Source organism: Nocardia brevicatena NBRC 12119, from assembly GCF_000308495.1.
GTDB lineage: Bacteria > Actinomycetota > Actinomycetes > Mycobacteriales > Mycobacteriaceae > Nocardia > Nocardia brevicatena.
In genome coordinates, this window is the sequence record NZ_BAFU01000248.1 from 104,945 (window position 1) to 117,316 (window position 12,372).

Consider the following 12,372-nt stretch of genomic DNA (forward strand, 5'->3'; position numbering starts at 1 on the left):
TTCATGCGCACGGGATGATGGTTTGCCCGCTTCGCCGGCATCTGCCGGCGAAGCGAACCGACCGACCACTATGACCGAGAAATCGACCGTTCACAGCGTGACCTACGATTTGTTGAGGTCATTGGGCCTGACGACCGTCTTCGGTAATCCAGGGTCCAGTGCTGCCGGAGGCCGGCGTTGCCGGGGGCATCTCGGCGATCGTCGGTGTCCCGCGTCCGGTCGTCACCGCGGTTCGCGGACCGGCCGTCGGCGTGGGCGTGCCGCTCGCGCCGGCGGCGGATTTCACCGTCGCCCGTTCCGACGTCTTCTTCTCCATGCCGTTCACTTCGATCGGACTGATGCCGGACGGCCCGGCCTGCGCCCGATGGCGGCCCTGTGCGAACTGGTCTCCCCCCGGCGGATTCGGCCAGGATGGTGGGCGAGCAGGAAAGCATCGATTTCACGCGCGATCACGCGCTGACCTTCGTCTCGGTATTCGATGCGGTGGTCTTCACGCATTGACTCCCGGATCCCGACCCTTCGACCGGCGCATACGGCTCGGTGGCACTCGTTCATTGGGGACTGTGCCGTTGGGCGGCGTGGTGAAAGCGGGCGGAACGATGGTATGGCCGCGGTCGGCGTCGTTGCCGGCCTGTCCACGTCGTCGAGAACTACCCCCGTCCACTTGTCCGGCGGCGCGCCGGCTGCCGCGAGGTTGATACTCCTCAGGGACAGAGAGGTGTTCAAACCAGGCCGAGTCTGCGGATGGACTCTTCACGCATCTCGACCTTGCGGACCTTGCCGGTCACGGTCATGGGGAATTCGTCGACGGTCAGCACATATCGCGGCACTTTGTAATGCGCGAGTTTGCCCTTCGCGAACTCGCGCAGGGCCTCGGCATCGATGCCGGCTGCGCTCGGGTGCAGCCGAATCCACGCGCACAGTTCTTCGCCGTACTTACGGTCCGGGACACCGACGACCTGGACGTCGTCGATGTCGGGGTGGGTATAGAAGAACTCTTCGATCTCGCGGGGGTAGATGTTCTCGCCGCCGCGGATCACCATATCCTTGATCCGCCCAACGATCAGGCAGTATCCGTCGTCCCGCATGACCGCGAGGTCGCCGGTGTGCATCCAGCCCTCGTCGTCGATGACTTCGGCGGTCTTGGCGGGATCATTCCAGTAGCCGAGCATCACCGAGTAGCCGCGGGTGCAGAACTCGCCTGGGGTTCCACGTCCGACGGCGGCACCGGTGGCCGGGTCGATGATCTTGACCTCGACGTGCGGATGGACCGTGCCGATGGTTGTGGTGCGGCGCTCGAGGGTGTCGTCGGCGTGTGTTTGTGTGGACACGGGGCTGGTTTCGGTCATGCCGTAGCAGATGGAGATCTGCTCCATGTGCATGTCACCGACGCAGCGCTTCATCACCTCGACCGGGCACGGTGACCCGGCCATGATGCCGGTCCGCAGTGATGACAGGTCATAGGAGTCGAAGTCGGTCACGCCCAACATCGCGATGAACATGGTGGGCACGCCATAGACGGCGGTGCACCGTTCGTCTCGGATCGCCCGAAGGGTGGTCTGAGGGTCGAAGCCGGGAGCAGGGATCACCATGGTGGAGCCGTGGGTTACGCAGCCGAGGTTGCCCATCACCATACCGAAGCAGTGGTAGAAGGGCACCGGGATGCACAGCCGGTCCGCCTCGGTGAAGCCGATCGTCTCCGTCGTGAAGTAGCCGTTGTTGAGGATGTTGCGATGACTCAGCGTCGCGCCCTTGGGGAAACCGGTGGTGCCCGAGGTGTACTGGATATTGATCGGATCGTCCGGCATCAGGTCGAGGGCGCGTTCGGTCAGGCGGTCGGACGCCAGATGCCTTCCGGCCGCGAGGAGTTCGTCCCAGTCGGAGGTATCGAGGAACACGACACATTCCAACGCCGGTGTCTGCTCGCGGGTTTGTTCGATCATGGACCGGTATTCGCTACCTTTGAACGTGGTGGCGGCCAGCAGCAGCCGCAGACCGGACCGGTTGGCGACATAGGCGTATTCGTGGAGCCGGTAGGCGGGATTGATGTTGACCAGGACCGCCCCGATCTTGGCGGTGGCGAACTGGGTGATGGTCCATTCGGCACAGTTGGGTGCCCATATGCCGACGCGGTCACCGGGGGCTACGCCCAGACCCAGCAGCCCGCGGGCCACGGCGTTGACCTCGTCGTCGAGTTGGTTCCACGTCCAACGGCGCCCGGTCGCCACCTCGACGAGGGCTTCGCGGTCACCATAGGTAGCGACAGTGCGTTCGAAGCAGGCGCCGATGGTTTCCTCGAGCAGCGGGAGGGCCGTATCACCCCGGGCGTAGGAGTCCTGAGCGAACGGGTTCACGGTGGTCAATGGCATCTCCGGGACGGGAATGTGAGAGAAGGGTGAGCAGAGCGGCTCCGGTACCGACGGGATTCGGTACCGGAGCCGCTGTTGCCGGGATCAGGCGAGGAAGGTGTTGATCGACTTCTGCTCGGTGTAGGCCTCGATCGCCGCCGCACCGAGTTCACGACCCCACCCGGACTGCTTGTAGCCACCGAAGGGCAGGGCGGCGTCGAAGGCATTGTGCGCGTTGATCCATACTGTGCCGGCCTTGATCTGGCGCGCCGTGCGGTGCGCCTTGGACACATCGCTGGTCCACACCGAGGCCGCCAACCCGTAGGGGGTGTCGTTGGCGGCCGCGGCGACACCGCGTTCGGCGTTGAACGGGGTCGCCACCACTACCGGGCCGAAGATCTCCTCGCGGTATACGCTGAACGAGGAGTCGACATCGACGAATACCGTCGGTTCGACGAAGTAGCCGCTGTCACCGTGGCGTTTGCCGCCGGTCAGCGCCCGTGCACCGTCGCGCAGGCCGGCATCTACATAACCGAGCACCCGGTCGAGTTGGGTCTGCGACACCAGCGGGCCGACGTCGGTGGTCGGGTCCAGGCCCGAGCCGAGTTTGCCGGCTGCGGCGACCTCGGCGACTCCCTGGGTGAACTCGTCGAAAATCTTATCCTCCACCAGCAGCCGGCTGCCGCTGGTGCAGGTCTGGCCGTGGTTGAACAAGAACCCCGACGCCGTACCCGGGATCGCCAGATCCAGGTCGGCATCGGCGAAGACGACCTGGGGGCTCTTGCCACCGAGTTCGAGGCTGACCTTCTTGAGGTTGCCCTTGGCGGCGTCGACGATGAGCTTGCCGACTTCGGTCGAGCCGGTGAAGGCGATCTTGTCGACGCCGTCGTGGGCGGCCAGGGCGGCACCCGCGTCGCCATAACCGGTGACTACATTGAGCACGCCGTCGGGCAAGCCGACCTCGGCCAGGATCTCGGCCAGGCGCACCGCGGTGAGCGGGGTGTCTTCGGCGGGTTTGAGCACGACGGTGTTACCTGTGGCCAGTGCCACCGGAATCTTGAATGCCGCCATCAGCAGCGGGAAGTTCCAGGGAACGATCGCGCCACACACACCGACCGGTTCGCGCAAGGTGTAGGCGTGCCACTGGGTGCCGGGCGCCCACGGCACCGACACCGGGATCGTGCGACCCTCGATCTTGGTGGCCCAACCGGCGTAGTACTCGAACAGCTCGGCGACCCACGTGATGTCGACGGCCTGGGCGACACCGGCGGACTTGCCGTTGTCGAGCGATTCGAGTTGTGCCAGTTCCTCGGCATGCGCGTAGATCGCCTCTCCGGCCCTGAACAGCAGCCGCTGCCGCTGCGCCGGTGTCCACAGCGACCACTCACCCTCGAAGGCAGCGCGCGCGGCCCGCACGGCACGGTCGATATCAGCGGCCTCTGCGTGGGCCACCTGGGTCAGCACCTGCCCGGTTGCGGGGTCACGCGTTTCGAATACGCGCCCCGCCTCCGCCTCGACCCATCGGCCACCGATGAACAGCTTCTTGGGGGTGGCCAGCCAGTCTCGGACCTGCGGCAGGATCGGGGTCGCGGTGAGGTTCGATACTTCGGTCATCGTTCGCCTCCGGAAGTTCTCAGGAGTGGTCGTGCACCAGCACGCCACGGATGTTCTGGCCGTTGAGCAGGTCGTCGTAGCCCTGGTTGATCTGTTCGAGGGTGTAGGTTCGGGTGATCAGCTCATCGAGCTCGAGATCGCCGCTCTGGTAGAGGGCGAGGATCTTCGGGATGTCGACGGTCGGGTTGCAGTCGCCGAAGAGGCTTCCGCGCAGCTCCTTCCGGAACAGCGTCAGGATCGAACCGGGTAGCTGGATGTTGATTTCGTCGAGCTTGTTCAGCCCCGTCAGCACAACCTTGCCCCCCTTGCCGACGGCATCGAAGCCGGCGCGAACGATGTCGGCGGTCACCAGATCCGGGATCAGGATCGCCGCGTCCGCGCCCTGCCCGCGGGTCAGTTCGTTGATCGTCGCCAATGCCTCACCGGCATCGGCAAAGGCGTGCGTGGCACCGAGCCCGAGGGCGCGCTCACGCTTGTTCTGCAACGGGTCTACCGCGACGACGTATCGCGCGCCGGCGAACCGGGCACCCTGCACGGCGTTGATACCCAGGCCGCCGATACCGAATACGGCCACGACGTCACCGGGTTTGACTTCGGCGGTGTTGACCGCCGAGCCCCACCCGCTGGGCACACCGCAGCCGACCAGCACCGCCTTGTCGAGCGGCAGCTCGTCGTCGACCTTGACACAGGAGTTCTGGTGAATCACCCCGTACTGGCTGAACGTGCCGAGCATGCACATCGCGCCGTACTCACCGGCCGGGCCCCGCAGGGGGAAGCGCCCACCGGGCAGATAGCCCTCGAGAATCGTCGCGCCCATGTCGCAGATCGACTGTTGGCCGTTGGCGCAGTAGCGGCAGGTGCCGCAGTTGGGAATGAACGAGCACACGACGTGGTCTCCGGCCTTGACGCGAGTGACGCCGGGCCCGACATCTTCGATGATCCCGGCGCCCTCGTGGCCGAGCACCATCGGCAGGCGCGCCTCGAGATCACCATGGGCGATATGAACGTCGGAGTGACACAGACCGCCGTAGAGGTATCGGATCAACACCTCGCCTTCGCGAGGCCTGTCGACTTCGAGCTCTTCGATCTCGATCGGTTTTCCGGTCTGGTAGACCACTGCGGCCCTGGTCTTCATTGCGGGTTCTCCTCATCCTCATTGATGCGCCCAACCGGACGTGACGAGAACCACATTCCCAATCCGACGAGACCGCAAGTGTTCAGAAACTGGACAACCGTGACCTTGGTCACGCTTGCTACGGTGGTGGCGAGAACGGCCCGATCGAATGGAGTGGTCATGGTGGTGGACCTGATCGGCAGCGAGGCCAAACGGGACCCGATCGCCGCGTCATGGCATCGAGCGACGATGGCCGGCCTCGAGCCGGCGTCCGCGCTGGATGGAATCACCTACGCCGACGTCGACGAAGCCAGTCCGCTCATGGCTGCGGCGTCACCGGTTCTCGACGACCTCAACCAGCGCCTCGAAGGCACCAACTTCACCACCATCCTCGTCGACCGCGAAGGTCGCGTCGCGCATCGCTGGTGCGGCAGCCGCGATGCCCGCAAGGCATTCGACCACCTAGGTGTCGATGTCGGCGCTTCCCTGCTCGAAGAAGCGGTCGGCACCACCGCACCGGGCGTGGTGCTCGAGACCCGCGCCGGCATAGCCGTCAACGGCGACGAGCACTTCGCACTCCCGTTGCGGAGGGTGAGCTGTTACGGACACCCGATCTTCCACCCCACGACCCGTCGCATCGAGGGCGTGCTGGACCTGTCCGCCGTCGTAGAGGAAGCGAGTCCGCTGCTGCCGCCGCTGGTCGCCCGCGCGGTCGCCGACATCGAGCAACGGCTCCTCGACGGTTCGCGTATATCGGACAAGGAACTGCTCGCCGCGTTTCGAGCAGCCGGGACGCGGCGGCGCGCGGTTGTGGCGGTCGGGCGCGACCTTCTGATGTCCAACCAAGCCGCCGCCGACCTGCTGGGAGCTACCGATTTGGCGCTGCTGCGCATGATGGCGGCAGACGTGCGCCGAAGCGCTGTCATCGACCTGACGCTCGAGTCCGGGCTCGCCGTGCGCGTCGAAGCGACCCGCGTCGGCGGCCCCGCCGGCGGAGCACTGCTCAATGTCGAACCACAGGAACAGGCGACCATCGGCTGTTCGCGCCGCGCCCCCGAGCCCTGCGCGCCCTTGCTCATCATCGGCCCACCCGGATCAGGGCGCTCCCGCGCGGCTCGAGACCATGCCACCGAGCAGCCGGTGACCATCATGACGGCTGCCGATGCGCTGCTCGACGGCCGCGACACCTGGGCGCGCAACTTCGCCGCACTGGTCCGCACCCGACAGGGAACCGTCTGTGTGGACGGCCTCGACCTGTTACCCGATGACCTCATCGATATCGTGGCAACTCATGTCGCGGAGCGGCAGATGCCACGCATCGTGCTGGTTACCGGACCCACCGAAACACTCGCCGGCCGCGCCGCCGCACTCGCCGGAGAATGCACCGACCAAGTGGTGCTCGCGCCGCTGCACAGCCGACGCGGTGAGATCCCCACACTCGTCACGGCCATGCTGCGTGAAGCGGGCATCGATAAGTCCTTACATTTCACCCCTGGCGCGCTATCAGCGCTCTCGGCGCACAACTGGCCGGGTAACCTGCGCGAACTGCGCGCGGTCATCACCGAAGTCATCAGGCATCGGCGTACCGGAGCCGTCGTGCTCACCGATCTGCCCGAGACATACCGCACGCAGCAGCCCACACGAAAACTCGCACCCATCGACCGCGCCGAACGTGACGTCATCATCGAGGCGCTGCGCAAATGCGACGGCAACAAAGTCAAAGCGGCGCAAACCCTGGGCATCTCACGCACCACGTTGTACGCCAAGATGCGCGCGCTCCGCATCACCGTGTACTGACCCGGCTCGTCGTCAGTGCAGTGGTCGACGCTTCCGACTCGGCACCCGACATGCCCGATTCTGTGGCTATCGGCCCAGAGAAGCTGTGGTACGCCGAGCCGGATCGCGCTGTTGTCCGCGGCGCACCCCATCCGCGCAGCGACCCAGGCGGCGGATCGTGGAACAACGCCGGATCAGCGGCGAGGACCGGCCGGCCGACGGTTCGCACCGACACCGGTGTGCCCTCGGCTCTCGATTCCAACGTGCTTCGCCGCGCCGGCCACTTGCGGTCCCTCCGCGGGAATTGGGCCCGTGCCACGAGTCGCCGTCGATGACCGGTGCGGTGTGCTGGAGCAGTCGAGCAGGCCGAGCTCGCCCCAGCGCCGGGACCGGTTGGCCCACTTACTCGCGCATTACCGCGAGTATTTCTTGGGCGGGGGAATGCGAGGGGGAGACAGTGCATCAAGGCCGAGCCGGCCCTGTGCACCGACTCGAGGGTTCGGCCGTCGAAGATTGCTCCGGCTATCGACGTCCTGTGTCGACCATGTCAAAGGAGCAGCGCGTCGGCCACGCAAGGTCAAGAGCCGAAGCCGGACCCCACCGCGTTCAAGACGGAGCCGGCCGCTCACGAGCTGTCGGTCCGATTCTTCCTCGGCCGATGCTTTCGCAGCTTCATCCTCGCGATAGCACGCTTGTGAACTTCGTCAGGGCCGTCGGCAAGTCGAAGTGCACGTATTTGGGCATACATCCAGGTGCGCCGACTGCAAGTGAGCAGGCGTGCCATGTCGATGTTGAGGCGGGCCTCGGCGATCCAGTCCTGGGTGTTGGTGCGATCGCTAGGGGCGCGCCGAATGTGCGGCGCGATAGCGCTCTGGAACACATCAACTCCAGTGTTCGCTCAGCGACTCCGACGATGCGCATTACTGTTTTCCCGACGCCCTCTTCCGGCCGCTCGCACCGTACTCGGCAGGCCGGGCACGCATGGACCATGCGCTGGGAATCTGCAGTCAACACGTTCGCGATCACCTTCGCCGACCGCCGGTACGCTCCGGCTGGAATACCATCCGAGTTATCGGTCGGAAGAGAGCCGTGAACGACTGTCGGAAGACCCACTTCGTCGGTAGCCTGCCACCGGACCTGGACAGTCCCATCATAGCTACGCCTGCGACCGTACCCCGCTCGACGGCAGGTGTCGTCGCGCTTGCGAATGCCATCGCGCGGTACCGGCCCACCGGTCGCCACTTCGATTTCGTCCACCTTCCCATGGCCGATGGACCACGCCCTCCCCTCGAACCGGACTACTACACACACCTCGGGCGGCTTTCGCTACCGGCCGAGACCCGTATCGTCGCCGGGATATCCCACGCCCATCAATCTCTGGATGTTCAGCGGCAAGCGCTGGACCTGGCCGAGGACGCCATCGGACACACACTCGACATCGCGGCCCCATGCGGTCTGGGCCGGTACCCGGATGCCGACACGGCCCGGGCGATGATGAAGCACTCGGTCACCCTGGCACAGCGGAACTGGCTCGGTCATCCCGACAGGCCACATCGCCTGCGACGGTTGCTCACCCGACGACTGGTCCCGGACCTGCTCACCTGACGCCGCTGTGGGGTGGACGCCGACCATACACCGGTTGGTCCGTTTCTATGGTTTCCCGGTGAGGGCAGGCAGGTCGAGTTGGGCGGCGATGGCTTCCATCAGGCTTACCTGCCCGTCGGTGTCGGTGGCGAGCAGATGCAGCGCGATGTGCATCTCGTCGGCGCCCGCGGCGGTGGCGCGGGCGATGTCACTGAGTACAGCGTCGGTGAAGGTGGCGAGGGAGACGCGGCTGCCCGGCGGGACCGGGATCGTTGTCACCACGACGATGCCGGCCCCGCCGGCGTCCCGGTACCAGCGGATCCGGCTGCGAGTGTCAGGCCAATCGACGGCGACGGTGATGAAGCCATCGGCGATGCGGGCGGCTCGTTCGATGGTGTGGCGGGTCGTCGCGCCGAGGAATACGGGGATGGTGCCTGCGTAGGGTTTCGGCCCGATCGTCGATGGCGGGATCCGGTAGTGCGTGCCATGGAATTCGACGGGGTCGGGAGCCCAGCAGGCGCGCATCGCGGCGAGATGATCGACGAAACCGGCGCCTCGGCGGCTGGTCGGCACTCCCGCCGCGGCGAACTCTTCGGGGATGTAGAACGGAGGTAGCCGGGTGCCGCCGCCTTGACCGATACCGATATCGAGACGCCCGCGAGACAGCCGGTCCAGCGTGGCCAGCCTGCGTGCCAGCATGACGGGTGAGTGGAAGATCGAATTCAGGATGCTTGTGGTCACGCGGATGCGGTGGGTATGCGCGGCCGCCCAGGTCAGCACCTCGAGCGAGTCCCAGGCATGGGACTCGGGCAGGCCTGCGTCGTTGCTCCAGTGCGCTGCGGCGGGAATCAGCAGCCGGTCGCTTGCGGACACGGCATGGAATCCGAGTCGTTCGGCCGCGCGGGCAACGGCGGCGACGGCGTCGGGCCCGGCGTACGGGTCGACGTGCGGCAGGCTGACTCCGATACGGGGAAAGTTCATTCCTAAACTCCAGTGCCGGCAGTAGGTCAAGGGCACGCCCGGTTGGGCGGCTTCGGAAGTTGGTCGGAGCGGCCACACGATTCTTGCGCACACAGCCGCAAGAAAGCGGCACCAGGACCGACTTCATAGGGAACGGCGCGCCGTTGGGGCGTTGCCGGAGAACCGAAGGAGACGACGTGAAGTTTTTGTTGATCATGCATTCGAATCCGCAGATCTGGGATGCGCTGACCGAGGAAGAGCGCAACGAGGTGATGCGCGGACACGGCGCTTTCATGGAGACGATCACCGAGTCCGGGGAGATGATCGGCACCGCAGCGCTGGCCGACCCGTCGCAGAGTGCCGTGGTGCAAGTCCGGGGCGGTGTGCCGGTCGTGACGGATGGGCCGTATCTGGAGGCCAAGGAGTACCTCGGCGGCTACTATCTGGTCGAATGCGACAGCCGGGACCGCGCCTTGGAGTTGGCGGCGTTCATCCCCGACGCCCGGGTCGAAGGACTGGGAATCGAGGTGCGGCCGGTGGTATTCGCGAGTACAGCCGACGACTGAACACACGATGAAATACCTGGTGAACGTATACCGTAGTGTTGCCGCCCTGCCCTGGGACGGGTCCGGTGGCGAGCCGTTGCCGGCCACGGCCGGGCATACGGGGGAACTGCTGGGTGAATACCGGTTCGCGGATCCGTCGCTCAGCGCCGTCGTCGGAGTCCGCAACGGTGTCGTATCGGTGACCGAGGGCCCGTATCTGCCGACCCGGGATCAGGTCGCGGTCCAGTACCTTCTCGACTGTGACAGCCACGAGCGCGCAGTCGGATTGGCCGCACTCCTTTCCCGGGCTCGGATAGGCGGTGTGGAGGTACGGCCGCTGATGGACGCGGCCGGTATGGAGATGTGAGCACTCCCCACCGGATCGAGGACCTGCTGCGCGAACTGGCGCCGCAGGTCCTTGCCGCGCTCCTACGTCGGCACGGAGGGTTCGAAGAGTGCGAGGACGCCGTGCAGGAGGCGCTCCTCGCCGCGGCTACGCAGTGGCTCGACGCCATCCCGGACAGTCCGCGATCCTGGCTGATCACTGTCGCCACCCGGCGCCTGCTCGATCACATACGCAGCGAGCAGGCTCGCCGCCGCCGGGAGGCCGGCGTAGCCGTCCGTGACATCCCGGACGCCGCACTCACCTCCGCGCCGGGCTACGACACACCCGGTGACCACGATGACACACTCGTACTGCTTTTCCTGTGCTGTCATCCAGCATTGACGCCCGCTTCGCAGGTAGGGCTCACGCTCCGCGCCGTCGGCGGTCTCACCACGGCGGAAGTGGCGCGCGCATTCCTTGTGCCCGAGGCCACCATGGCGCCACGGATCAGCCGCGCGAAGCAGCGGCTGAAAGCGGTCGGCGCATCATTCGCGGTACCGACCGCGCAGGAGTGGCCCGAACGCCTCGCTGCTGTCCTGCACGTGCTCTACCTGATCTTCAATGAGGGCTACACCGCCAGTTCCGGCCCCGAACTGCACCGCCGTGAACTCACCACCGAGGCCATACGGCTTACCCGGATGTTGCACCACCTCGCACCCGAGGACGGTGAAACCGCCGGCCTGCTGGCGTTGATGCTGCTCACCGATGCCCGCCGCGCGGCCCGCACCGGTCCGGGCGGTGCCCTCATTCCGCTGTCCGAACAGGACCGCGGCCTGTGGAATACTGCCGCGATCGACGAGGGTACCGCACTGGTCACGCAGGCCATGGCCCGGTCATCCCTGGGTCCCTACCAGTTGCAGGCGGCGATCGCTGCGTTGCACGTGCAGCCGTCACGCGCCGAGGACACCGACTGGGAGCAGATCCGAATCCTGTACGACATTCTTCGCCGGGTCGCCCCAAACCCGATGGTCATGCTCAACCACGCCATCGCCATCGCCATGACCCGCGGCCCGCAGGCCGGACTCGACCTTCTGGAAAACCTGGACAACGACCCTCGGATCGCCGGTCATCACCGCCTCTACGCCGTCCGCGCCCACCTCCAAGAACTCGCCGGCAACCACGTAGCCGCCCACGACAACTACCGACTGGCGGCCCGCCGAACCATCAGCCTCCCTGAACAACGTTACCTACGAGACAAAGCAGAAGCCCTGCACCGACAGATCCCCGGCCTCGTGCCGGCACCACCTGCTCGGCCCACCAGAATGTGAGCCCAATCTTCGGTTCTGCAGCTGCTATGGGCTCCGGGCCGCATGTTATGGCCGTGGTCGGTTCATACGGTGGGACTCCCCGGACGTATCCGGACGCCGTGGCCGGGGACCGACCCAGACGCGCCGGATGAAGGCTCGGCATTCGGGAAGAGCCGCAGGCCCGTACCGCTGCTGCCGGCCCGCGGGAACCGGCTGCCCCGTAGGCCATATCGCATACTGCTCGTCGTCGTTCGCGACAACGAGCATCTCGCGGTGACCTGGCCGAGTTTCCGGCCGGTGCCGTCCACCGCCACCGCTGTGTGGCTCCGCATGTGTGGATCGATTCCGATGATGACCGCCAACGCCCTTGTCTCCTTGTATTTTCAGTGACGAAGGTTCGACCGGTGGACACGTCTCAATCGGGAGGGTGCGCCTCGTTCTCCTATCAAGTCACACCGGCCGGACCGGCTCCGGCCGCGGTGGACGATTCATGAGAAAGCCAACCCGATCGGCGGCATCCAGCGTAAGAGTCACCCCGCGACCGAAGCCGGTCTACCACTTCAACAGCGGCATAGGCAGTCTCACACTGAGAACAGCGTAGCGGTGACGGGGCGCGCGGATCTGACCGATGTCCAATGGGCGAGGCTGCAACCGTTGCTGCCCTGCGGAAAGAAAACGGCACGCCTCTCGGCGTGGATGAAACGGCAGCTCATAGACGATATCCGCCGGCGTATCCGGGACGGTTGCCCCTGGTGAGACATCCCACCGCAGTACAGGTCCTGGCAGGCGATCTACGCGC

At 66.0% G+C, this 12,372-nt stretch carries 10 protein-coding genes and 2 pseudogenes; 6 read left to right on the forward strand and 6 right to left on the reverse strand.

What is annotated here, in order from left to right; all coding sequences use genetic code 11:
• Positions 1-158 precede the first annotated feature (158 nt).
• Positions 159-347 (forward strand): annotated as a pseudogene (locus ON20_RS39745) (enoyl-CoA hydratase-related protein); the annotation flags it as partial.
• A gap of 375 nt (positions 348-722) precedes the next feature.
• On the opposite strand, the gene ON20_RS32490 reads toward ON20_RS39745, so the two are convergent.
• The 3 genes from ON20_RS32490 to ON20_RS32500 form a co-directional block, all read right to left on the reverse strand.
• The gene (locus tag ON20_RS32490; protein WP_051163744.1) at positions 723-2,369 is read right to left on the reverse strand and encodes an AMP-binding protein; all 1,647 of its coding nucleotides are present in this window, start codon (positions 2,367-2,369) and stop codon (positions 723-725) included.
• A gap of 84 nt (positions 2,370-2,453) precedes the next feature.
• Entirely contained in the window at positions 2,454-3,962 is a 1,509-nt protein-coding gene (locus tag ON20_RS32495) for an aldehyde dehydrogenase family protein (protein ID WP_040842046.1), read from the reverse strand.
• Positions 3,963-3,981: 19 nt separating this feature from the next.
• On the reverse strand, positions 3,982-5,097 hold the full coding sequence (locus ON20_RS32500) for an NDMA-dependent alcohol dehydrogenase (RefSeq protein ID WP_040842048.1): 1,116 nt from the start codon (positions 5,095-5,097) through the stop codon (positions 3,982-3,984).
• A 159-nt stretch (positions 5,098-5,256) separates the two neighbouring features.
• On the opposite strand from ON20_RS32500, the gene ON20_RS32505 reads away from it, so the two are divergent.
• Positions 5,257-6,873 carry a sigma-54-dependent Fis family transcriptional regulator gene (locus ON20_RS32505; RefSeq protein WP_040842050.1) on the forward strand — a complete coding sequence of 539 codons (1,617 nt, stop codon included), beginning with the start codon at positions 5,257-5,259 and terminating at the stop codon, positions 6,871-6,873.
• A gap of 604 nt (positions 6,874-7,477) precedes the next feature.
• Here ON20_RS32505 and ON20_RS39755 read toward each other — a convergent pair.
• Positions 7,478-7,773: pseudogene (locus ON20_RS39755) on the reverse strand (acyl-CoA dehydrogenase family protein); the annotation flags it as partial.
• Between the two features lie 342 nt (positions 7,774-8,115).
• Here ON20_RS39755 and ON20_RS32515 point away from each other — a divergent pair.
• Complete coding sequence (locus ON20_RS32515; RefSeq protein ID WP_040842053.1) at positions 8,116-8,457, forward strand: hypothetical protein; 342 nt, start codon at positions 8,116-8,118, stop codon at positions 8,455-8,457.
• Positions 8,458-8,502: 45 nt separating this feature from the next.
• On the opposite strand, the gene ON20_RS32520 is transcribed toward ON20_RS32515, so the two are convergent.
• Entirely contained in the window at positions 8,503-9,417 is a 915-nt protein-coding gene (locus ON20_RS32520) for a TIGR03619 family F420-dependent LLM class oxidoreductase (protein ID WP_040842054.1), read from the reverse strand.
• Between the two features lie 176 nt (positions 9,418-9,593).
• On the opposite strand from ON20_RS32520, the gene ON20_RS32525 reads away from it, so the two are divergent.
• From ON20_RS32525 to ON20_RS32535, 3 genes are read left to right on the forward strand one after another with little or no spacing between them, the layout of a single operon-like run.
• Positions 9,594-9,962: a YciI family protein gene (locus ON20_RS32525; RefSeq protein ID WP_040842056.1), complete on the forward strand. Its 369-nt coding sequence runs from the start codon at positions 9,594-9,596 to the stop codon at positions 9,960-9,962.
• A gap of 19 nt (positions 9,963-9,981) precedes the next feature.
• Positions 9,982-10,308, forward strand: coding sequence for a YciI family protein (locus ON20_RS32530; protein WP_157229188.1), 327 nt, complete (start codon positions 9,982-9,984; stop codon positions 10,306-10,308).
• On the forward strand, positions 10,305-11,594 hold the full coding sequence (locus ON20_RS32535; RefSeq protein WP_051163746.1) for an RNA polymerase sigma factor: 1,290 nt from the start codon (positions 10,305-10,307) through the stop codon (positions 11,592-11,594). The genes ON20_RS32530 and ON20_RS32535 overlap by 4 nt, the downstream gene beginning before the upstream one ends.
• A 45-nt stretch (positions 11,595-11,639) precedes the next feature.
• Here the strand turns inward: ON20_RS32535 and ON20_RS40880 are convergent, their stop codons facing one another.
• Positions 11,640-11,840: an MbtH family NRPS accessory protein gene (locus tag ON20_RS40880; protein WP_083865596.1), complete on the reverse strand. Its 201-nt coding sequence runs from the start codon at positions 11,838-11,840 to the stop codon at positions 11,640-11,642.
• Positions 11,841-12,372: the final 532 nt, after the last annotated feature.